Consider the following 21,139-nt stretch of genomic DNA (forward strand, 5'->3'; position numbering starts at 1 on the left):
GCCATTATATGGGCAGCTTGAACACGGTGGTCCGTGCGTTCCAGAACGCGGGCAAGTTTAACGTCCGCGCCCTGTCTTCCAAGCCTCTGAGCGCTTTTGGCACGCTTTGAGGCCCTGTAGGTGGCAAAACTGGTCATAAAGCGCACAGAGATTTAGGGGACAGCCTAAGTTTAGGGGACGGCCTAACGGGAGCGCGACAACCGTTAAAATACCGCAGCGTGCAGTTGCTCGCGCCGGCAAAAGGACTATAGTGTAGTCGCATAGTTTCAGGGTTGGGTGAAATTCCCTACCGGCGGTAACCGACGCGCGACTTGGGTCACATCACGTCGGAAGCCCGCGACCCGCGCAAGCGGCTGACCCGGTGAGAGTCCGGGGCCGACGGTACAGTCCGGATGGAAGAAACGGAGGCACCTGCCATGGGCAGCACGCTCACCACCACCAAGATATCCACTCGCTCGATTGCGCTCGCGGCGCTCTTCACCGCCGCATCGCTCATCTTGAGCTTCATCCAGATCCCCATCTTCCCGGCGGCTCCGTGGCTCATGTACGACCCGTCGGGCATTGTCTGCCTTATCGCCGCCCTCGCCTTCGGGCCTCGGATGGGCGCTGCCGTAGCCATCATCTCGTGGATTCCCCGCGTGTTCCTCGACCCGTTCGGCGCGCCGATGGGCATGCTTTCCACCTGCGCCTTCGTAATACCCGCCGCCATCGTGTACGTGCGCGACCGCACGCGCGCTGGCTCGCTGACGGGCATGGTGCTCGGAGCCATCCTCTCGATTGCGGTTATCTGCCTTGCCAACCTCTATGTGACCCCGCTCTATGCCGGAGTGACCATAAGCGATGTCGCGCTCATGATCGCGCCCATCCTCTTTCCGTTCAACGCGCTCAAGATGGTCATCAACATCATCGCGGGGCAAGCGTTGCTCTCCCCCTGCATGAACGTGCTCAGAGGCGCTGGGGCGAGCCCGGCTTCCGCAGCTTCCATCGCATCAGACACGAATGCGGCTGCAGCTGAACACCCTATGGCGAATGCAGGCGCTACGGGCGCCACGCCTACCGCGACCAGCGCCGACTCGGACGCCGGCGACGCCGTCCGCGCATAAGCTCGCAGGCGGTTTATGGAAAACGAACCCATCATCGAGCTCGAAAACGTCCGCTTCTCATATAGCGACCAGCCAGGCGACGAGGCGCTGCGCGGCATCTCGCTCTCCATCGAGGCGGGCACCTACACCTGCGTGCTAGGCGGCAATGGCTCCGGCAAGTCGACGCTCGTCCAAATCATGAATGCGCTCGTTGCTCCCACCGAGGGCAGTGCCCGCATCTTTGGAATCGACCCGGTTGCCGAACCCGAACGCCTCATCGAGATCCGTCGGCAAGCCGCAATGGTGTTCCAGCACGTGGACGATCAGATGGTTACGAGCATCGTTGCCGATGACGTGGCGTTTGGCCCTGAAAACCTCGGTGTACCCCAGCGAGAGATCGTCCGCCGCGTCGATGAAGCGCTCGCTGCCGTCGACATGGCGGCGCTCGCCCAAGCGGATCCTGCCGACCTGTCGGGCGGGCAGCGCCAGCGGGTCGCCATCGCCGGAGCGCTTGCCATGCAGCCGCGCGTGCTGCTGCTCGATGAGCCGGCGGCGATGCTCGACGCCCCCGGTCGCGCCGCCATCCAGCGCATAGCCGCAGACCTCGTTGCGCGAGGCATCACGATCGTGCATGTAACCCACTTCATGGACGACGCCTTGCGCGCTGACCGTGTCATCGCGCTCGACCAGGGCCGCGTGGCGCTCGACGGCACCCCCGGCGACGTCTTCTCCCAACGCGATGCCATCCGCGCTCTTGGCCTTGAGCTGCCGTTCACCATACAGCTCGTCGAGCGCCTCAGCGACGCCGTTCCCGGCCTTCCGGTCACGGCAGATGCCGAGGAGCTCGCTGGCGCGCTTGCGTCGCGGCTCGCAACCACAACCACGGTCGCTGCTACCGCTGAAACCGTCCCCGCGGCTGCCGGCAGCAGCGTCGCGCGCAACGGCAACGACGCCGTCACCTTCGAACGGGCGACCTTCTCCTACGCCGATGAGCACGATCCGCGCAGGCGCCCGGGGCTCTTCGCGCGCCTGCGCGGGCGGGCATCGCGCACGGCGGCGCCACGCGGCCCGCTTGCGCTCGCAAACGTGAGCTTCGCGCTGCCCCGTGGCAGCCTTACCGCCCTCATCGGCCGCACGGGCTCAGGAAAATCGACTACCGTCGAACTCGCCTGCGCGCTCAAGGTACCCAACGCGGGAACCGTCCGCGTAAACGGCATCGATACGACCGACCTCGAACGGCGCTCGGCCATTCGCTCGAGCATCGGATATGTCGGGCAATTCCCCGAGCGCCAGCTCTTCGCCGCGACCGTCTTCGAAGATGTCGCCTTCGGCCCCCGCAACCTCGGCCTCACCGAAGCCGAGGTCGAGCAACGCGTCCTTCGGGCGCTCGATGCAGTGGGCCTCCCCACCGCGCCGGACTTCATCGCGCGCTCGCCCTTTGCGCTCTCAGGCGGGCAGCAGCGCAACGTCGCCATCGCAGGCGTCCTCGCTATGGAGACGCCGCTCCTGGTCCTTGATGAGCCCATGGCGGGACTCGACCCACGCGGCAGAGCGCGCATGAAGGAGCTCATCGGCTCGCTCAAGACCAACGGATCGACCATCCTGCTCGTCACCCATTCCATGGATGACGTTGCCGAGCTGGCCGACCGCGTGGTCGCCCTGGACCACGGCGCAGTCGCTGCGATCGGAACGCCGCGCGACCTCTTCCTGAACAACAGCGACCTTCTACCGGGCATCCCGGACGCGCTGGCATTCTCACGCGTACTCGCGTCGCAAGGAGCTCAGCTCGCGTCCGAACCGCTTACCTTGGACGAGCTCGTCGAGGAGGTGCTCCATGGGCGTACGCGTTAGCGCGGGGAGCTACTACTCGGTTGCCTCGCCCATCCATGCGCTCGACCCGCGCGTGAAGCTCCTGATCGCTATCTTCTTTATGGTGAGCTGCCTGTTCGTAGACGACATCGCGACCCTCGCGGTCGCCGGTGCCTTCTGCATCGGGGCCATCCTCGCCGCCCGGGTGCCGCTGGGGAGGCTGCTCGCGCAGATCCGCCCGGTCATAGCGTTTTTGCTGCTGACCTCCCTGCTCAACCTCTTCTTCGTGCATACCGGCGAGGTCGTTGTCGCACTGGGCCCGCTTGCGCTGCACAGCGGGGGCATCGCCGCAGCGGCCTTCTATACGATGCGGTTCCTCTTGCTGCTGCTCATGGGGTCGCTCCTCATGCTCACGACGCAGGCGATGGCGCTCACCGATGCCGCCGAGCGCCTCCTGTCGCCGCTCACGCGTCTCGGGCTGCCCGTCGGCGAGCTTTGCTTGGTGCTCTCGATCGCGCTGCGCTTCGTACCCACGTTGGCGCGGGAGGCGCAGCATATCGCGGTGGCGCAAACGGCTCGCGGAGCGGCGCTCGAAGGCAAGGGCGCGCTGGCCTATGCGCGTGCATGCGTGCCGCTTGTGGTTCCGCTCTTCGCAAGCGCCCTGCGCCATGCGGAGCATCTCGCCCGCGCGATGGATGCGCGCTGCTACACGGGAGGAACAGGCCGCACGCACTATCATGCGCTCCGTCTCGACATCCGCCATGACGGCGCAGCGGCGGCGCTCTTTGCGACCTACCTCATCATGCTCGCAGCGCTCAAGTTCATCGGATAGCAAGTGGACGACCCCTAGCCGCACGGCGAGCGAACGCTGCAAGATAGCGCGCGGCCTTCGCATCCTATCGAACGGGGGCTCTTATTCCTCGTCGGCCTGCTCCTTGGGCAGCAGCAGGTTCGCCACCACGGCGACCACGAATGCGACCGCGATGCAGTTGCTCCCAAAGATGGACTGCACGATAGGCGGGAACGCCGCGAAGATACCCTGCACCTGCGTGAACCCGATACCCGAGGCGAGCGCGAGCGCGGCGATCTGTATATTGCGCTGCGTGAACCCCGCGTCAGCGATCATCTGGGCACCCGAAAGCACGATGTTGCCGAACATCATGATCGTGCACCCGCCCAGAACCGCCTCGGGCAGGGAGTTGAAGATGGCTGCCACCGCCGGCACGAAGGCAGCGATGATGAGGATGGCCCCGCCGCAGGCGATGACCCGGCGGTTCACGACACGCGTCATGGCCACCAGTCCCACGTTCTGCGAGAACGAGGTGATGGGCAAGCAACCGAAGATGCCGGCAATGGAGGAGACCACACCGTCAGCCGTGATGGCACCGGACATCTCGCGGTCGGTGGGCTCACGGTCGAATCCCACCTTGGTAAGCGCCGTGGTGTTGCCCATGACCTCGACCGAGCTCACCAGGTAGAGCAGGCCCACCGAAATGATGGCGCCCAGATCAAACTCTGGGGCGACCGGGAGCACCTGCGGGATCGAGATTGGAGCGAGCCCCTGGAAGGCGCTCAGGTCGACCTTGCCGAGCACGAGCGCGGCGACATATCCCACCACGAGGCCGAACAGAACCGCAAGCTGCTTTTTCGTCCCCTTGGCAAGACTCTGGAACGCAAGGCAGGCCACAAGCGAGATGAGGCCTAGGAGCAGGTTCTGCAAGCTGCCGAAATCCTCGGCACCGGAACCTCCGCCGAAGGATTCCGCTCCGACGGAAAGGAGCGAGAAGCCGATGGAGGTCACCACGACCGCCGATACGATGGGCGGCACCGCACGACGCCAATAGCGCACCGTGAGACCGAGCGCCCCCTCGATGAGGCCGCCCGCGATGATGGCACCCACGGCGACTCCGTAGCCCTGCGCGGCAACGATGGCGACGACCGCCGAGACGTACGTGAAGCTGATACCCGTCACGATAGGCAGAGCCCCGCCCACGCGCCAAAGGGGGAAGAGCTGGATCATCGTGCCCAAACCGGCCATGAGCAAGGCGTTCTGGATGAGCGCCGACGACTGCTCGGCGTCCATCCCCGCCGCTGCCGCCACGATGAAGATCGGAGCGAGGTTCGCGACGAACATCGCGAGCACGTGCTGTAGCCCATACGGGAAGCCCTGGGCAAGGGAGATATCCGCGTAGAAGTCCCCGAGCGCCTGCGCGGTGTCGACGCGCTCGGAGCGTGTATCGCGCGCCGCCATCAGCGGAACCTGATCGTGCCGGTCACGGGGTCCATCTCTTCCACGATGGCAAGCGATTGGAGGTCGTAGCCGCGCTCGCGCAGACGGTCGCCGCCGCCCTGGAAGCCCTTTTCGATCGCGATGCCGATCCCCTCGACCACCGCACCCGCTTCCTCGCACAGCTCGATAAGGCCCCTCAGGGCGCAGCCGTTTGCCAGAAAGTCGTCGATGAGCAGAACGTGCTCGCCGGCATTCAGGAACTTCTTCGCCACGATGACGTGGTAGTCGCGCTGCTTGGTGAAGGAGTGGATGCTCGTCACATACTGCTCGCCATCCAAGTTGATGGACTGGTACTTCTTGGCAAACACAACAGGGACGTTACCAAAGCTGCGCGCGGCAACGCATGCGATGCCGATACCCGAGGCCTCGATCGTCAGGATCTTATCGATGCGCTTGCCCGCGAAGAGACGCGCCCACTCGACGCCCATGCGGTCGAACAGCTCCACATCGCACTGGTGGTTGAGGAACGTGTCGACCTTGAGGACATCTCCCTCCTTCACCGTTCCGTACCGGCTGATGTACTCCTCTAGCTCTTTCATGGCATCCCATCTCGCCCATGCCCGCTAACGGGCCGATCGCGCCCGCGTGCCGGGCACCGCAGATGATGAGATTATACGGGAAGAGTTGTCTCCGCATCATGCAAGCGGCCCCGGCACCAGGTGCCGGGGCCGCTCGTAAAGGGTGCATGAGCCTCTCATGATGCGCTACTCGTCATCCTCATCCACGACGGAGATGCACTCGTTCATGAACACCAGCTGGTCGCGGGCGCTCTGGACCGTACGGGCGATGTCCTCGTAAGCCAGCTGCCCGCCGGCGACGGCGAGCTCGAGGGCGCATGGGACGTTGACGCCGGTGACCACGAAGACCTTGTCCCCGATGTAGCGCTGGAACGCCTGGTTCACGCTGCCCTGCATCATATCGGTGAACACCAAGACCTCGTCATCGGGATCGAATCCGGCGAACACCTCGGCGATCTGGTCATCAAGAGACGTTTCGTCCACATAGGCGTTGATATCGACGATGCCCAGCTGGTCGCCGCCGATGAACTCCAGCGTGTCCCTCAATCCCGCAGCAAACCTATGATGCGAAGCTATGACGATCCGCCTCATACCTGTCCCCCGAATGCGTCTAGCACGTTTTCGATACCGCCTTCGGGTAGCTTCGTCACAAATGATTCGTACCCGAGGCCGAAATCGCCCGCCGGCACGAAGTAGCCCTGGCCGTCATTCGCATAGCCTATCACAATGGCCACTTTGCCCGGGAACATCGCTTTGATGCGCATGCCCAGCGTGGAGCCAAGCTCACCGGGGAACGTGACGAACACGACAGAGCCGAAGTCGTAGGTGCGCATGTCGATCGGGAACGCGATGCGCTCGATCTGCTGGCGCTCCGTGAGGCGAGTCACCTCGGTGCGCGCGAGCTTCTTCGCATCAAAGCTCGCCTCCGGATCGTCGAGCACGGCTTGGGCTTCGGCAACCTTCTCGCGGTAGCTGGGCCAATACACCGTGTTGTCGTAGTCGATGTCCTGGTGGAACACCGACACCGCGGGCGCCGAGAGCTCGATCGGCTCGAACGAGCCGCGCATGATCTCGTTGGCGATGCCGCACGAAACGCGAGCGAGCTCGGCGAAGTCGTTTCCCTTGCGGAACTGCCGGTTGCCCAAATCGCCCGATGCCCCCGTAAAGGTATAGGGCACAACCCCGATCCAATCGGCGATTCGAGCTCGGACCGCGCCCTGGACATCCGTCGTGAGGTAGCGGTTCTTGGGACCCACCACCGTGGCATGGCAGTTGAAGTTCAGCATGCCCGCGACCGTGGCCCCAGCCGCATCCACAAACTTCACGACAAAGACCTCGTCGTCGAAAGGCTTGTCCTTCGAATTGCGGTTGCTGTACCAACCGCGAACATGGGTGCGCAGCACCTCGCAGCTCGCCTCGACGAGCTCATCGGGAAGAAGGGTTGCCGCCTGCACCACCAGGCCGCAGACCATCTCCGGCCAGCCGAGGGTCTCCTTGCCGGTGATACCCCCCTCGCGCAGGCTCGTGGGGCACGAGTGGGAATGGATGGTGCTCACTACGAGATGCTCATCGTCGATCTCAAGCGCCTCGCAGAGCAGCTCGCGAAGCCGTTCGGTACGCGAGCGGTTGATGTTGCACACGTCGAGCGACACGAACATGGTGCGCGTGCCATCTACCTCGACGAGGAGCAGCACCGCATAGGCGTCGTCATGGACCCCGAGCGCCGGCAGCCTGCGCTCATCGCTGCCGTAGCCATCCATGTAGAACACACCCGTTGGCGTGATGCGCACGCAGGTGGTTGCCACCTTGATCATCGTAGACCTCCAGAACTAGGAACCCATAGCATGCGGGCGGAGGGGCGGAGCGGCCACCCCTCCGCGAAAGCACCTAAGCGGCTCCGAATCTACACCAGGATGCCGAATGCCGAGCAGACCATGGAGATGACAATGATGGCCACGATGATGGCGATCAGATTGACACGACGCTTGATCAGCACGTACACAATCCAGGTTGCGAGCACCGGCATGATGCCGAGCATGATCATGTCGAGGATGCCCTCTTGGAAGTTCAGCGTGACGTCGCCCATGGTGAAGGTGAGGCCGACGGTGATGCTGACGACCGACGGAATGAGCGCGCCTACGACGGTAAGGCCGAGCACGCTCATCGCCTCGGTGAATACCGGAATCTTGTCGGCGAGCGTCGTGATCAGCGAGGTGCCGAACTTATAACCGGTCTTCCAGTTGTTGAGCGACCACCAGAAGATGACGAGGCCGACGGCGAGCCACAGGAAGATGCCGACGGGGTTGCCCTCCTGTGCCATGTATGCCGCGATGGAACCCATGACGGTTGGCACGAGCGTCCAGAGGATGGAGTCGCCGATGCCGGACATGGAACCCATGAGACCGACCTTGAGGTCGTTAACTGCCTCGAGGCCCTGGTTGTGCTGCTTGTCCTCGATGGCCAGCGCGGCGCCGAGCAGCAAGCCGCCAACCGGCGGGGTCACGTTGAAGTAGCGGCCGGCGTTCTCGAGGGAGCGCTTGTAGCCTTCCTCGTCGTCGGCATAGATCTTGCGCAGGGCATCCGCCTCGGCGAAGATCACGGACGGAGCGAGCTGGGTCTCGTAGTTGAAGCCCATGACCGCCATCTTCCAGCGGCGACCGCACTTCTCGAGATCCTTATCGGTCAGGACGGGATCAAAGGAGCCATCGGGGTTGGGACCGACCTTGATTTCGGGCTCGGTCTGGCTGCTAAGCGTCTCGTTACTCATCTTCGAGCACTCCTTCCGAGGTCTGGGCGGCGGCAGCGGGGGCGGCGGCATGGGACTTGTAGTACTCGTAGGCCGCAGCGCCAGCGAGCATGGCGATCGGCAGGATGCCCAGGCCCAGGTAGGCGGAGAGCACGAAGCCGATGACCACGAAGCTGAAGAACTGCTTGACCGGCATGTAGTTCAAGAGCATGGCCATACCGACAACGGGCAGGATGCCGCCGGCGATCGAGAGGCCACCGGTGAACCAAGCAGGCATGGCGTTGAGCACCGCATTCACGGCGTCGCCGCCGATGAGCATGACGATCAGCACGGGAAGCATCTCGCCCACGCAGAACAGCACGGGTCCGATCCAGGTGACAGCCTTCATCATGCCGTAGTTGCCCTTATGTGCGAAATCGAGCTGCTTGTGCGCCATGAAGATGTTGAGCGTCTTGACGATGACGTCGATCTGCACCCACAGCAGACCGACGGCGATGCCGATGGTCAGGCCGACGCTCATGTCCTGGCCGGTCGTCACGGTCACGACCGTGCCGACGATAGCCGCCATGATGTAGTCGGGCACCGACGAGCCGCCAAGGGCGGCGACGCCGAGGGACATGAGCATGCAGGTCGCGCCGATCTGCATGCCGGTAAAGGGGTCTCCGATGACCAAACCGGCAAGCGTGGCCCACAGCACGCAGTTATGGCCGTTGATCTGCGTACCGATACGGTCGAAACGGTAGATACCTGCGATGAGAGCGACGAGAATGATCTGGACGATCGAAAGTTCCATCTATCCCATCTCCTTTCACTATGAAATCAACGCGTCGAGCGATTCCGCCTTGTCGGCGGGGATGTACTGGACCGACATCTTGCATCCGGTGGCGCCGATGGCACGGTAGACCGGGATGTCCGACTCGAGCACATACGCGCGACGGCTCACCTGGCGGGCAGCGGTGCCCTCCGGCGGGGTCACGGTGCCCCCGAGCACGAGCTCAGGGATGGTCTGGCCGCACTCAATCACGTCCAGGATGGTCTGCGGGTCGCGTGCGATCACAAACACGGTATGGTCGTCATACTTGCCGGCCTTGAAATTGGCCATCGCCGTTTCATGCGAGATGATCGACAGCGCCAATCCCGCAGGCTTGGCCATGCGCATGCCGGCCTTCTTGGTCGGGTCGTTTGCGTACTCGTCATCGATCACCATGAGACGCTGGGGCCGATACTCCGGCACCCACTGCGTGGCGACGATGCCGTGCAGCAGACGGTTGTCGATGCGTGCTGCAACGATGCTCAAACCTCTCACCTTTCCTTTCCTGTCTGCCTGAGCGGGAACGGGCCGCTCATTCATCTTCCTGGCCAACGGATCCGTTCATGGGGTATGCACGCTTGCGCAGGGCGTGCTGCGGGTAGATGTAGTCGTATGCGTACACGATCTCGGCGACGGGCACCTCGACGTGGTAGTGGGCGGAGATATCGGCGAAGCTCTCGCGGAACGCCTCGATGAAATCAGCATGGTCGCGCTCGAACGTCTCATCGTCGCAGCTCTCGATGGGCGTGCGCGTCACGAGCCGCTCGACGAGGCAGCACAGGTGCACGTACAGGCCGATCATTCGGCTCTCGATCGGCGCTCCGGTCAGCAGCCGCAGCGTGCCAACAGCGCGCTCGATCTCTGAGTAGAGCTTCGACGGATTCAAGATAGTGATCGACTCCACGACGTTGCGCAGCGTCAGGTTCTTAACGAGGTTGCGCCGGAACGCCCCCAAGCCCTCAGGGTCCAGATACCGCGAGAAGACGCGGTCGACCTGGACATCGCTCCTACCAGCGATGAGGTCCTCGAGTGCGATGTAGGGCACGCCGACCAGCTGCGGGTTGCTCGTGCCGATCACTGCACGCACCGCAAAGCGAGAGAAGACCGAATCATTGATGCCGTTGTCCACCAGCTGCCGGAAGTCGCGAGCCACGAGGCGCACGTCCGCAGCGGGATCGAGGCTCTGGCTGATAAGCTCCTTGATCTTCTCGGCTGCCTCGATGCCGCCCTCGGCGCAGAACACGATCGCGTCCTGACGCACGGAACGCTGGACCAGCCGGTAGCTGCACACGCATGAGGAAACAGCGTTCTCGAGCACCTCGTCCAGCGAGCGGCCTGCGATCAACCCCACACCCACCTCGAGCGCGAGCCCGGTCGACACGTTGTTGACGATGCCGATGGTCTTGTCGGAGAACGCCTGGAGGTCCTTGTAGATGTCGCGCAGCGACCCCGTGTCGACCAGGATGGCAAGCTCATCGCAGAACGAGAAGTGGTCGATAATCTGCTGCAGCTTGCCTATGACATCACGCACCTGCTGGTCGTAAGGCATGTCGATCGCCTCGAACACACGCGTGCCAAGCAGGCGGTTCGCGGCATCGGCCAAGCTGGTCGCCGTCGAGTACCCGTGCGCCAGGATGATCCCCAACCTGCGCCGACTGCCCGGCTCGACCTGCGCAGCGTCCACGTGCGCAGCGATCAGCAGACGCGTGAGGGCATCGAGCTCGATGCCCAGCGTGCGCATCAGCTCCATGGAGATGCGGTCGGCAACCGATGAGCAGAACTCCTGATGCGGAAAGACCGTCGAGAACAGTGCGGCTAGATCGGACGCGTATTCAGCTTTCCAGTGCGCAAGCTGCATCGAAGGCCAGATCTGGCTGCAGACCTCACGCGTCACCACCAGCGCGCTCTTCTTGGTAAGGTTGATGGAGTACAGGCTGTTTACGCCATCGATGATCTCATCGACCACGTGCCCGTAGGCACCCGAGCGCGCCAGCAGGCGCTGGTCCTCGAATACCAGGTAGTCCTCATAGTCACGCGTGCTGCGCATGATGCGGTCGGCCAGCTCGTCGCTGGTGATGCTACCCGCGCAATAGAGGTCCCACGACTCGATCATCGGCGACAGCAGGCGCAGCTCGTGTTCGCTGCCTTGGACGGCGGCGGTCCGGGTAACATCGATGAGCTGCAGATCCTCGTCATCGTGGGTCACCGGCGCACCATCTATGATCTCATCCGGCAGCTGGTAGGTGCGGATCTGCAGGCGATCGCCCTCGAGCCGCAGGAACGCCTCGGCGCAGCAAGCCGTGATCGCCGCACGCATGCCGCGAACGTTCTCATCGTAATCGGCCTCGGCCAACCGATGGAAGGCGCCCTTGCTGATGAACACATCCGTGCCCATGCGCCGGCCCTCGAGCTTCAGGAAATGCAAGATGAGTTCCTCGCGCTCCTCCGGCGTACGGTCACGCAGCGGGGGCAGGTACACCATGATCGGAAGGCGCCGGATGAGCTCGCGCGCTTCCGCAGAATCGCGCTCCCCCGCCATGGAGAAGAAGACGCGCACGCCATGGGCGCCATCAGCCTGATTGGCGCGAATTCCTTCTGGGCAGAGCCGCGACACGATGACCTCGCGCATGGAGACCGGCAGCTGATCGATGTCCTTCAGGTAGAGCAGGCCGATGTCGCCGGCTGTAAGCAGGCCATCGTTCTCGCCATCACCAAACAGCTCGTCGACCAAACGAACGGCATCCTCGCGGTAATGGGAGCACTCGATGCGCACGAAGCGCGAGGATGCCGGAAGGATCTCCTGATGCACGCCATATTCGAATGCGAGCTCGGCGAACAGCGATTTGCCCGTACCGTATTGGCCAAGCAGCAAGACGGGAATCCCGCAGGGCGGATACACCATGGCGGCGCGAATCTGGTCGATGCAGGCAGACAGCGACAGCTCGCTGCCGATTGCCCTTTCAAAATCTGGTGCCGCGGGCTTGCTCTGCGAGAACAGGCTGTCCACCGAGCTGAACGTCGAGCGGTCCAAGCCAACCTGCATGTAGCGCTCAAGATCGCGCCGATGAAAGTAGTACACGGGCTTGCTGCCGGCCTTGACCGCCAAATCCGCCCGAACAAGATCGTTGAGATACTGGCTCGCGAGGTTGCGGGAAACCGCGAGCGCGCTTGCGATGGATGCGGTCGTGAACCGATCGAGCCGCGAGCGGTCGATCTCACGCGTGATGCCATCGAGATACGCAAGCACGTCTTTTTGTGTCTCCGGGATGCTCATCGAGGCAGTCCTCCCTTCTGCGTCTCCAACTGTACGGGGCTTGCCCGAACCATCCTGCGACAATGGAACCTTTCGCCACATGCCGTTCGCTTTCGTCACGTGGGCGACATTCCTTCACAAATGAGCCGCGATGCTCGACACGTGCCGGGCATCGCGGCTATGTAAAGGAGGGACTACTGCAGCAGCGTCAAACAGAACGCTGCGAAGCACGGGGTCACCGGCGCGCCTGGCCCGTCTCGCGGGCGCAGGCCATCACCGCGTTGGAGACAGCCGGCACAACCCGCTCGTCAAAGGGGCTCGGAATGATCAGGTCACGCTTCGCGTCGTCGCCCACCAGCCCAGCGATGGCATCTGCAGCCGCCACGAGCATATCTTGGGTGATGTCGCGAGCGCGCACAGCCAGCGCACCCTTGAATATGCCGGGAAATGCCAGCAGGTTGTTGATCTGGTTGGGGTAATCCGAGCGACCTGTGGCAACGATCGCCGCACCGGCGGCGAGCGCCTCATCCGGCATAATCTCTGGAACGGGGTTCGCCATCGAGAACACGATGGGTTCCGCATGCATGGAGCGCACCATGTCGCGCGAGACGATGCCGGGCGCCGACACGCCTACAAAGACGTCGGCGTCAACCATGGCGTCGGCGAGCGTGCCGCGCAGGTCCCGCGGGTTGGTACGTTCGGCCAGCTGGGCAAGCATGCCCGAAAGACCGGGGCGCCCCGCGTAAACGACCCCATCGATGTCGGAAAGGGTGATATCGGTCACGCCCATGCGCAGCATGAGGTTTGCGATCGACGCCCCCGCCGCGCCGGCGCCCGAGATGACCACGCGCACCTGAGAGATATCGCGGCCGGTCACCCGACAAGCATTGCGCAGGGCGGCGCACGTTACCACCGCGGTGCCGTGCTGATCGTCGTGGAACACCGGGATGTCGCAGACCTCCTTCAAGCGGCGCTCTATCTCGAAGCAGCGCGGGGCGGCGATGTCCTCGAGGTTGATGCCGCCAAAGCTGCCAGATATGAGCTGGACGCAGCGGACGATCTCGTCAACATCGTGCGTGTCAACGCACAGGGGAAATGCGTCGATGTCTGCGAACGCTTTGAACAGGGCGCACTTGCCCTCCATGACGGGCATACCGGCAACCGGGCCGATATCGCCCAAACCCAGTACCGCCGAGCCGTCGGTGATGACCGCGACCAGGTTTCCTCGGCGCGTATAGCGCCAGCATTCCTCGGGATCCCGCGAGATCTCAAGGCAGGGCTCGGCAACGCCGGGTGTATATGCTATGGCGAGCGTCTCGGGGTCGTCGAGCCTCACCCTGCTCACGACTTCGACCTTGCCCTGCCATGCTTCGTGCATCCTAAGCGATGCCGACGTTCCCATGTCGTCCGTCATGTTCGACCTCCCGTATCGCACACCGGTACCCCAGGCGCCTTGCCTGCAAGCGAGGCGTTCCGCCATCGCTCAATGTGAGTATACGGACAGCCCGTGCGCCGGCCGTGCACCCCCGTTGTTTTCGACACGTGATCGAGACATTCGACGCGCCATGATACGGCGAGGGCGCCGCCTCTCGGCAGCGCCCCGTCAAACTTCCAATATCCACGTATGCTGGAACGGTTTAGACGCCGAGCACCTAGATGCCGCCGCCGAGCAGGCCCTTGAGCACTTGCTCAGGATCCGCCGATCCGCCACGCGGAACAAGCGCGGTGATTTTCTTCTGCATCTGGTACTCGTGCACCTGCTCCTCAAGCTCGCGTACCCGGGCGCGGAGCTTCTCGACCTCGCGCTCACGCTCCTCGGCACGCTCTTTCATATCCAGGATGCGCACCACGCCGGCAAGGTTGATGCCCTCGTCGGTGAGCTGGTTGATGAGTTCGAGCCGCTCGATATCGGCGCGCGAGTACAGACGCGTGTTGCCCCCCGAGCGTTTGGGGTTCACGAGGCCCTTCGACTCATAGACGCGCAGGGTCTGCGGGTGCATGCCCGTGAGCTCCGCCGCCACGCTGATCATGTACAGCGGCTTGTTTCTCGAATCGTCTGCCATATCGGTCCCCAAACCTCATCGGCGACCGGGTGGCCGCCGCCATCATGTTAGAACGTCGCGCGGTAGCGGTCGACCCCGCTGCGGTAATCGCGAGCGTCTGCCGCGCGAAGCTTCTCGAACGCTGCTCGCTCCTCGTCGGTCAGCCGCGAAGGCGTGCGCACCTCGACCGTCACCAGCAACGCGCCGGTGCGTCCGCGATGCTTCACATCCGGAGCGCCCATTTCCTTGAAACGGAAGGTCTTGCCCGTCTGCGTGCCCGCGGGCACCTTGAGACGAACGGTCTTGCCACCCGGCGTGGGTACGTCGACCTGGCAGCCCAACGCCGCCTCGTACACCGAGATGGGAAGCGTCATGGTCACATCGGCGCCCTTGCGCTTGAACAGGGGGTGCTCCTCCACACGCGTGGTCACGATGAGGTCGCCGCGACCGCCGCCGTTGGTGCCGTACTCGCCCCTACTGCGCAAACGGACCCGTCCGCCATCCACAGCACCCGCCGGCACCGTGACCATGACGGTCTGCTGTTCACCAGTCGAGGGGATGCGATAGATCACCTTGCGCGCAACCCCGCGGAACGCGTCCTCCGCCGACACATCGATCGTGAGGGAGATGTCGCTGCCCTGGCGCGGGCGACTCGACGCGCGGCCACCCATACCGCCGAACCCAGCCGACCAGTCTCCGCCAAAACCGCCATCTCCGTTGAAGATGCGGCTGAAGATATCGCCCCAATCGCCGGCACCCGCGCCACCGGCATAGGTATACGCGCCACCAGCGCCGCCTGCCCCCGGCATGCCGCCGAACATGAGCAGTTGGTCGTACTCCTTGCGCTTCGTCTCGTCGGAGAGGGTCTCGTATGCTTCGCTGATCTCTTTGAACTTCTGCTCGTCGCCGCCCGCGTCGGGATGATACTTCTGCGCGAGCTTGCGAAACGCCGTCTTGATCTCTTTCTGGGAGGCGTCGCGCTTCACACCGAGCACGTCATAGAACGTCTTTGTCGCCTGCGGCATCGCCTGCCTCCTTTCCTTTAGGACCGTGGGAGCGGGATCGAGTGCCCCACGTGCGCTCTCTGTTGTTCATGCTGCACACGATGGGGCAATCGGCCCATCTCCGCCGTCCCACCGAAAGGGCTCCGAAGCCTGCGCCCCGGAGCCCTTCTCCTTACTCCTGCGTATCCTCGGCAGGCGCTTCTGCGGGCGCCTCCTCGGAATCAGCCTCGGGCTCTGGTTCGGGGCGCTTCTCGCCGCCGTACGTTACCGTGACCATAGCCGCGCGTAGCACGCGGTCGGCCATGCGGTAGCCCTTTTGGTACACATCGTGCACGGTCTCCTCATAGGAGCCCGCATCCTCGACGCGCCCCACGGCCTGGTGCTCGAGCGGGTCGAAGGCCTCGCCCTTGGGATCGATGGGCTCAACGCCTTCGTGCGCGAACACATCGAGCATCTTGGCGTGCACCGCCTCCACGCCGTCGACGAACTGAGAGAACGCCTCGTCCATCTCCTGCGTACGGGCATGGTCGATAGCGCGCTCCATGTCATCGATCACCGGGAGCAGCGCCGTGACCAGCTTCTCGGTCGCGCGCTCCTTCTCGGCGAGGCGCTCGCTTGCCGTGCGGCGGCGGAAGTTCTCCCAGTCCGCTTGCACGCGGGTCGCGCGATCTTGGGCCTCCTTGACCTTGGCATCGGCTGCACTCTGGGCATCCTCTGCCTCGGAAAGCTGGCGGCGAACCTCAGCGAGCTCGGCGGTTACCTGCTCGTACTTGAGTTTGAAGTCGTTTTGAGCGGCCTCTTCACCAGCGCGGATGGCCGCTTCGACCATCTCTTCCTCGCTCAGCTCCTGCTCGCGAGCCGCCTGCTCGGGAGTCTCCTCCTCATGCTCCACCTGCTCGGAGGGCATCTCGGGCGCCTCGGCTTCCTCAGCCGCCTCTACGGGGATCTTCACATCCTTCTCCTTGGAGTCAGCGGAAGCGGCGGTAGCGGCCGCCTCCGTGCGAGTGTCTTGAGCGGACATGATTACTTGTCCTGATCGTCGTCGATGACCTCGTAGTCGGCATCGACCACGTCGTCATCCGCGGAGCCGGCGGCACCAGCGTCACCAGAGGACTGCTGCGCATCGGCATAGACCATCTGCGCCAGCTTGTAGGCGATCTCCTGGAGCTTGTCGCCAGCGCTCTTGATGGCATCGACATCCGTGCCGTCGAGGGCCTTCTTAGCGTCGGCGATAGCGGTCTCGGCCTCGCTCTTCACATCGGCGGGAACCTTGTCGCCCAGCTCGGAAAGAGTCTGCTCGGTGGAGTAGGCCAGGCTGTCGGTCTGGTTGCGGACCTCGACCTCCTCCTTCTGGCGCTTGTCCTCCTCGGCGTGCGCCTCGGCGTCCTTGACCATGCGGTCGACTTCCTCGTCGGAAAGCGCGGTCGAACCGGAGATGGTGATCTCCTGGCTCTTGCCGGTGGCCTTGTCCTTAGCGGAGACCTTCACGATGCCGTTGGCGTCGATGTCGAAAGTGACCTCGATCTGCGGCACGCCGCGGCGCGCGGCCGGGATACCGGTGAGCTGGAACTTGCCGAGCGACTTGTTGTCGCGCGCCAGCTCGCGCTCGCCCTGAAGGACGTTGATCTCGACGGAGGTCTGGTTGTCGGCAGCCGTGGAGTAGATCTCGGTCTTAGACGTCGGGATGGTGGTGTTGCGGTCGATCATCTTGGTCATGATGCCGCCCATGGTCTCGACGCCGAGCGACAGCGGGGTCACATCGAGCAGAAGGATGTCGCTGCCCACGGTGGAGTCACCGCCCAAGATGGCACCCTGGATGGATGCGCCGCAGGCTACGACCTCGTCCGGGTTCACGGACATGTTCGGCTGCTTGCCAGTCATGTTCTTCACGAGCTCCTGGACAGCAGGCATACGGGTCGAGCCGCCGACTAGGATGACCTCGGTAAGGTCGGAGAGCTTGAGGCCGGCGTCGCGCAGGGCGTTCGTGACCGGCGCCTTGCAGCGCTCGAGCAGGTCGTGCGTGATGCGCTCGAACTCGGTGCGGGTAAGCGTGTAGTCGAGGTGCTTGGGGCCGGTGGCGTCTGCGGTGATGAAGGGCAGGTTGATGGTTGCCTGCTGAGCAGCGGAGAGCTCCTTCTTGGCGTTCTCGGCCGCCTCCTTCAAGCGCTGCTGTGCCATAGGATCCTGGCGCAGGTCGATGCCGTTATCGGCCTGGAACTTGTCGGCCAGCCAATCGATGACGCGCTGGTCCCAGTCGTCGCCACCCAGATGGTTGTCGCCGGCGGTCGAAAGGACCTCGAAGACACCATCGGCAAGGTCGAGGATCGAGACGTCGAACGTGCCGCCGCCCAGGTCGAAGACGAGGATGCGCTGATCCGAGCCTCCCTTGTCGAAGCCATAGGCAAGCGCGGCCGCAGTCGGCTCGTTCACGATACGCCTGACGTTCAGGCCAGCGATCTTACCAGCGTCTTTGGTCGCCTGACGCTGGGCATCGTTGAAGTAGGCAGGCACGGTGATGACGGCATCGGTCACGGTCTCGCCGAGGTACTTCTCAGCGTCGGTCTTCATCTTCTGCAGGATCATGGCGCTGACCTGCTCGGGCGTGAAGTCCTCACCGTCGATGTGCACCACGGCGCGGCCGCCCTGGCCCTCGTGCACCTCATACGGAACGGTCTTAATCTCAGAGGCAACCTCAGAGTAGCGACGGCCCATGAAGCGCTTGATGGAAAATACGGTGTTCTTAGGATTGGTCACGGCCTGGTTCTTAGCAGCCTTACCCACGATGCGGTCGCCGCCGGCGCGGAAGCCGACCACCGACGGGGTCGTGCGGTCGCCCTCGGCGTTAACGATGATGGTGGGGTTGCCGCCCTCGAACACAGCCATCGCCGAGTTGGTGGTACCCAGGTCGATACCGAGAATCTTGTTGCCCATGGAAATTCCCTTCCTTTTGAGCTGTCCCGCCAGATGCGAAACATTGCTCTTTTGTTCGTTCGCTCCTTATCATATCCCGTTGGCGCACAGGTTATACTCGGCGATTCACAAAATCTAAGTCAACACATATAAGATTTTTTATTGCACGCAACGATAGGTAATCTCATGAATAAACCAGCAGGCAGCACGCATATCGTGCGCATCTGAATCAATTCGTCGCAAGGAAGCCCCCACTTGTACGTTACGCCCTCTGAGAGCATGAAGCGATCGGCCTTTTATCGTCTCATTCAAACAACCCGACACGCTGAAATAGCCTACGACCGTCACCTTCCGTCGAAGAACTATTCAGACATCAACATGGACAGGCCTCATTTCAACACTTCAATCGTATTGGCGCAGAACCAACATGCATGCCTCGTTGATATCGAAAAGCCTCCTTTCCCAGCTAGCGTTCCCGCCTACTAAGTTATATGTACCTAACTCGGTGAACGGTAGAAAAAGACAGGCGCCGAGGCTTGCAATGCGTCTTGTGCGTGGTATGTTTACGCCATCAAAAACTCGATGTGCTTTTCGCCAAATGCATCGAGTGCGATCAGAGGAGGAATACTATGGCCCATCCCGTTATTGATGCCGACGAGTGCATCGCCTGTGGTGTCTGCGTCGACGACTGCCCCCAGGGCGTTCTCGAGCTTCAGGACGTCGCCACCGTGGTTGACGAGGATTCCTGCATCGCCTGCGGCGTTTGCCAGGACAATTGCCCGGCTGGCGCGATTACCGAGATCGCTGAGGACTAGCACCTCGCTAAACCACATGCCTTGTGGCACCAAAAGGGCCCCCTTCAGGGGCCCTTCTCTTTATCACTCTATGATTACGTATAAGAATGCTTATCGTAAGAAAATTGCAGTTTTTAAGTTCATATCGTTGTATAAATTCATTTTTATATATATTTTCTTATTATTTTTACGATGAGCTATGCAGTTTTGCATGATTATTACGATATTATTTTTAGCGATGCAGAATTCCTACGATCACTTCTTGATAGTGCAGATATCTTACGATTCATTTACTCAATAGTGCAGAAATCGTACGAAGCGCTTTCGCCATAATGGATCTTTCGTACGATAGGCCGCTTTCCGACGTATAGATCAGCGACCGATGGTCTGACGCTAGTAGGGTGCACCCGCCGGGGGCAACAGCTTGAGATAGGCCCACATACGTTGCTTTTCCCGTGCATCCGAGAGGGACGCCTCGAATCCGCCAAGTGCGAGAACCCGCCTGCCGAGCACGTGGGCCACCAGTCCAGGCTCGAGCATGGCAACATCGAACTGCTCGATTTCGGCAAGCTCGCTCGCATAGGCTTCGCGCATCACCTGGGCGGCGACCTCATCGAGCAAGATAACAGCCTCGGAATCGAGCGCTTCGACCGCCTCCCTGAAAAGCGTCGGCGGGAGCATCTCGCCGCATGCGATGGCATTCTCAACGCCCGGCTCCGCCTTACCTGCGACGGCGGAAACGGCGCAGAACTCCTCAGGGGCGTAGCCGAGCCGCTCGAGCGCCGCCCTCAGCGCCGTTCCATCTGCACCAGAAAGCAAGTCCTCACCAGCGAGCTCCGCCTCGTTCAGTTCACCTTTTACCAGCGCTACAGGCGACAGCGCGTTCCCGCAGATTCGCACGCCCGCACGCGTGAGCGCTGCAAGCTCGAGCTCCAACGCGTCAGCCAGGGCATTCGTGTATTCCGAAGTCGATATCGCCATGTCGCTCCGTTCCTCGTGAGCCTGAGGTATCCATTGTACGGCGAAGCGTGATGCCGAAGCGCTCGCGCAAAGCCGTAATCGGGACGAACTCTCGGTGACGCGACGACCAGCGTGCCCCAAACGCTCCAACCATCTGCAACCCTCAAAGTACAAGTGGGTATAACGCCATCGACCGCATATCCCGCGCCCCGTTGAAGCGAGGCGCACCCTGTCAGGAGGAACCATGTCCGAAATCGTGAACGTAAACACCCAGAATTTCGAAACCCTTCTTCAGTCCGATCTGCCCGTGCTCGTGGATTTCTGGGCGCCTTGGTGCGGACCCTGCCGCACCGTATCCCCGATCGTCGATGAGCTTGCGGTGGAGCTGGCCGGCCGTGTCCTCGTTGCCAAGTGCAACGTGGACGAGAACCAGGACATCGCAATGAGGTACCGGGTCATGTCCATCCCCACCCTCATCGTCCTCAAGAACGGCGCGGAGGCCGGCCGCACGGTGGGCGCCATGCCCAAGCCGCAGCTGAGGGCTGAGATTGAGAAGTATCTGTAAGCGTCGGGCACATCTCAGCTACCAGCTTCAAGCATGGCAATCTGTTCCTAGGCGGGTCGTCTCCAACAAGGCGACCCGCCCTTTTTATGCAGAGGTCATCCAGGCCTAGAGCAGAGGCGTCACGGCTTTCTGCATGCCAAAATGTGCGTCCACAGCGTATGACACGATGCCTCCGTGATGATTCATGTTGTTAATTGTATCGTTCTTTAACGATAAGAATCATTTTGTTGCAGTTATTTCTGTTGTTTCTCGTTACTTCATGCTATCATTCTTGCCCCGTTCACTATCTGGGAAAGGAATCCGCATGAAGGTCGTGGTCAAGGAAACCGAACAAGGAAGCAAGCTCCTACGTCGC

General features: G+C 62.4%; 19 protein-coding genes and 1 riboswitch. Of the genes, 5 read left to right on the plus strand and 14 right to left on the minus strand.

Annotation, left to right across the window (positions count from 1 at the left end; translation table 11 throughout):
- The first annotated feature begins 258 nt into the window (after nucleotides 1–258).
- Nucleotides 259–408, plus strand: a riboswitch (FMN riboswitch).
- 8 nt (nucleotides 409–416) lie between these two features.
- Genes C1717_RS08670 through C1717_RS08680 form a run of 3 tightly spaced genes read left to right on the plus strand, consistent with a single transcriptional unit; the run spans nucleotide 417 to nucleotide 3,723 of the window.
- Nucleotides 417–1,103, plus strand: a complete 687-nt coding sequence (locus C1717_RS08670) for an ECF transporter S component (RefSeq protein WP_102372788.1) — start codon at nucleotides 417–419, stop codon at nucleotides 1,101–1,103.
- Between the two features lie 15 nt (nucleotides 1,104–1,118).
- On the plus strand, nucleotides 1,119–2,933 hold the full coding sequence (locus C1717_RS08675) for an ABC transporter ATP-binding protein (protein WP_102372789.1): 1,815 nt from the start codon (nucleotides 1,119–1,121) through the stop codon (nucleotides 2,931–2,933).
- The gene (locus tag C1717_RS08680) at nucleotides 2,917–3,723 is read left to right on the plus strand and encodes an energy-coupling factor transporter transmembrane component T family protein (RefSeq protein WP_102372790.1); all 807 of its coding nucleotides are present in this window, start codon (nucleotides 2,917–2,919) and stop codon (nucleotides 3,721–3,723) included. Before C1717_RS08675 ends, C1717_RS08680 begins: the two co-directional genes overlap by 17 nt.
- Nucleotides 3,724–3,804: 81 nt before the next feature.
- Here the strand turns inward: C1717_RS08680 and C1717_RS08685 are convergent, their stop codons facing one another.
- The 13 genes from C1717_RS08685 to dnaK all read right to left on the minus strand — a co-directional run bounded on the left by C1717_RS08685 (nucleotide 3,805) and on the right by dnaK (nucleotide 18,486).
- A complete protein-coding gene (locus tag C1717_RS08685; RefSeq protein WP_102372791.1) occupies nucleotides 3,805–5,142 on the minus strand; it encodes a nucleobase:cation symporter-2 family protein in 1,338 nt (445 codons plus the stop codon).
- Complete coding sequence (locus C1717_RS08690; RefSeq protein ID WP_102372792.1) at nucleotides 5,142–5,720, minus strand: xanthine phosphoribosyltransferase; 579 nt, start codon at nucleotides 5,718–5,720, stop codon at nucleotides 5,142–5,144. The genes C1717_RS08685 and C1717_RS08690 overlap by 1 nt, the downstream gene beginning before the upstream one ends.
- A gap of 165 nt (nucleotides 5,721–5,885) precedes the next feature.
- The gene (locus C1717_RS08695) at nucleotides 5,886–6,290 is read right to left on the minus strand and encodes a PTS sugar transporter subunit IIA (RefSeq protein WP_102372793.1); all 405 of its coding nucleotides are present in this window, start codon (nucleotides 6,288–6,290) and stop codon (nucleotides 5,886–5,888) included.
- Nucleotides 6,287–7,513: a hypothetical protein gene (locus C1717_RS08700; protein ID WP_102372794.1), complete on the minus strand. Its 1,227-nt coding sequence runs from the start codon at nucleotides 7,511–7,513 to the stop codon at nucleotides 6,287–6,289. The genes C1717_RS08695 and C1717_RS08700 overlap by 4 nt, the downstream gene beginning before the upstream one ends.
- 89 nt (nucleotides 7,514–7,602) lie before the next feature.
- Nucleotides 7,603–8,466, minus strand: a complete 864-nt coding sequence (locus C1717_RS08705) for a PTS system mannose/fructose/sorbose family transporter subunit IID (protein WP_102372795.1) — start codon at nucleotides 8,464–8,466, stop codon at nucleotides 7,603–7,605.
- Nucleotides 8,459–9,238 (minus strand): PTS mannose/fructose/sorbose/N-acetylgalactosamine transporter subunit IIC, encoded by a 780-nt coding sequence (locus tag C1717_RS08710; protein ID WP_102372796.1) that lies wholly within the window; start codon nucleotides 9,236–9,238, stop codon nucleotides 8,459–8,461. The genes C1717_RS08705 and C1717_RS08710 overlap by 8 nt, the downstream gene beginning before the upstream one ends.
- An 18-nt stretch (nucleotides 9,239–9,256) precedes the next feature.
- Nucleotides 9,257–9,742 (minus strand): PTS sugar transporter subunit IIB, encoded by a 486-nt coding sequence (locus C1717_RS08715; protein WP_102372797.1) that lies wholly within the window; start codon nucleotides 9,740–9,742, stop codon nucleotides 9,257–9,259.
- A gap of 46 nt (nucleotides 9,743–9,788) precedes the next feature.
- Nucleotides 9,789–12,530, minus strand: a complete 2,742-nt coding sequence (locus C1717_RS08720) for a sigma 54-interacting transcriptional regulator (RefSeq protein WP_180965899.1) — start codon at nucleotides 12,528–12,530, stop codon at nucleotides 9,789–9,791.
- 214 nt (nucleotides 12,531–12,744) lie between these two features.
- Complete coding sequence (locus tag C1717_RS08725; protein ID WP_245859585.1) at nucleotides 12,745–13,923, minus strand: NAD(P)-dependent malic enzyme; 1,179 nt, start codon at nucleotides 13,921–13,923, stop codon at nucleotides 12,745–12,747.
- Nucleotides 13,924–14,161: 238 nt separating this feature from the next.
- Nucleotides 14,162–14,572 carry a heat shock protein transcriptional repressor HspR gene (locus tag C1717_RS08730; protein ID WP_102372799.1) on the minus strand — a complete coding sequence of 137 codons (411 nt, stop codon included), beginning with the start codon at nucleotides 14,570–14,572 and terminating at the stop codon, nucleotides 14,162–14,164.
- Nucleotides 14,573–14,619: 47 nt separating this feature from the next.
- Nucleotides 14,620–15,576 carry a DnaJ C-terminal domain-containing protein gene (locus C1717_RS08735; protein WP_102372800.1) on the minus strand — a complete coding sequence of 319 codons (957 nt, stop codon included), beginning with the start codon at nucleotides 15,574–15,576 and terminating at the stop codon, nucleotides 14,620–14,622.
- A 151-nt stretch (nucleotides 15,577–15,727) separates the two neighbouring features.
- Nucleotides 15,728–16,576 (minus strand): nucleotide exchange factor GrpE, encoded by an 849-nt coding sequence (locus C1717_RS08740; RefSeq protein WP_102372801.1) that lies wholly within the window; start codon nucleotides 16,574–16,576, stop codon nucleotides 15,728–15,730.
- 2 nt (nucleotides 16,577–16,578) lie between these two features.
- Nucleotides 16,579–18,486, minus strand: a complete 1,908-nt coding sequence (gene dnaK / locus C1717_RS08745) for a molecular chaperone DnaK (protein WP_102372802.1) — start codon at nucleotides 18,484–18,486, stop codon at nucleotides 16,579–16,581.
- Between the two features lie 608 nt (nucleotides 18,487–19,094).
- Here dnaK and C1717_RS08750 point away from each other — a divergent pair.
- Entirely contained in the window at nucleotides 19,095–19,280 is a 186-nt protein-coding gene (locus tag C1717_RS08750; protein ID WP_102372803.1) for a DUF362 domain-containing protein, read from the plus strand.
- 372 nt (nucleotides 19,281–19,652) lie between these two features.
- Here C1717_RS08750 and C1717_RS08755 read toward each other — a convergent pair whose 3' ends face one another.
- Nucleotides 19,653–20,240 carry a hypothetical protein gene (locus C1717_RS08755; RefSeq protein ID WP_102372804.1) on the minus strand — a complete coding sequence of 196 codons (588 nt, stop codon included), beginning with the start codon at nucleotides 20,238–20,240 and terminating at the stop codon, nucleotides 19,653–19,655.
- Nucleotides 20,241–20,463: 223 nt separating this feature from the next.
- Between C1717_RS08755 and trxA the strand changes: the two genes are divergently transcribed.
- Entirely contained in the window at nucleotides 20,464–20,784 is a 321-nt protein-coding gene (trxA, locus tag C1717_RS08760; protein WP_102372805.1) for a thioredoxin, read from the plus strand.
- The last annotated feature ends 355 nt before the right edge of the window (nucleotides 20,785–21,139 follow it).

Source organism: Enorma phocaeensis (assembly GCF_900186505.1).
GTDB lineage: Bacteria > Actinomycetota > Coriobacteriia > Coriobacteriales > Coriobacteriaceae > Enorma > Enorma phocaeensis.

Coding starts and splice junctions, on each gene's coding strand:
- C1717_RS08670 (WP_102372788.1), top strand. CDS start 417: ATGGGCAGCACGCTCACCACCACCAAGATATCCACTCGCTCGATTGCG.
- C1717_RS08675 (WP_102372789.1), top strand. CDS start 1,119: ATGGAAAACGAACCCATCATCGAGCTCGAAAACGTCCGCTTCTCATAT.
- C1717_RS08680 (WP_102372790.1), top strand. CDS start 2,917: ATGGGCGTACGCGTTAGCGCGGGGAGCTACTACTCGGTTGCCTCGCCC.
- C1717_RS08685 (WP_102372791.1), bottom strand. CDS start 5,142: ATGGCGGCGCGCGATACACGCTCCGAGCGCGTCGACACCGCGCAGGCG.
- C1717_RS08690 (WP_102372792.1), bottom strand. CDS start 5,720: ATGAAAGAGCTAGAGGAGTACATCAGCCGGTACGGAACGGTGAAGGAG.
- C1717_RS08695 (WP_102372793.1), bottom strand. CDS start 6,290: ATGAGGCGGATCGTCATAGCTTCGCATCATAGGTTTGCTGCGGGATTG.
- C1717_RS08700 (WP_102372794.1), bottom strand. CDS start 7,513: ATGATCAAGGTGGCAACCACCTGCGTGCGCATCACGCCAACGGGTGTG.
- C1717_RS08705 (WP_102372795.1), bottom strand. CDS start 8,466: ATGAGTAACGAGACGCTTAGCAGCCAGACCGAGCCCGAAATCAAGGTC.
- C1717_RS08710 (WP_102372796.1), bottom strand. CDS start 9,238: ATGGAACTTTCGATCGTCCAGATCATTCTCGTCGCTCTCATCGCAGGT.
- C1717_RS08720 (WP_180965899.1), bottom strand. CDS start 12,530: ATGAGCATCCCGGAGACACAAAAAGACGTGCTTGCGTATCTCGATGGC.
- C1717_RS08725 (WP_245859585.1), bottom strand. CDS start 13,923: ATGACGGACGACATGGGAACGTCGGCATCGCTTAGGATGCACGAAGCA.
- C1717_RS08730 (WP_102372799.1), bottom strand. CDS start 14,572: ATGGCAGACGATTCGAGAAACAAGCCGCTGTACATGATCAGCGTGGCG.
- C1717_RS08735 (WP_102372800.1), bottom strand. CDS start 15,576: ATGCCGCAGGCGACAAAGACGTTCTATGACGTGCTCGGTGTGAAGCGC.
- C1717_RS08740 (WP_102372801.1), bottom strand. CDS start 16,576: ATGTCCGCTCAAGACACTCGCACGGAGGCGGCCGCTACCGCCGCTTCC.
- dnaK (WP_102372802.1), bottom strand. CDS start 18,486: ATGGGCAACAAGATTCTCGGTATCGACCTGGGTACCACCAACTCGGCG.
- C1717_RS08750 (WP_102372803.1), top strand. CDS start 19,095: ATGGCCCATCCCGTTATTGATGCCGACGAGTGCATCGCCTGTGGTGTC.
- C1717_RS08755 (WP_102372804.1), bottom strand. CDS start 20,240: ATGGCGATATCGACTTCGGAATACACGAATGCCCTGGCTGACGCGTTG.
- trxA (WP_102372805.1), top strand. CDS start 20,464: ATGTCCGAAATCGTGAACGTAAACACCCAGAATTTCGAAACCCTTCTT.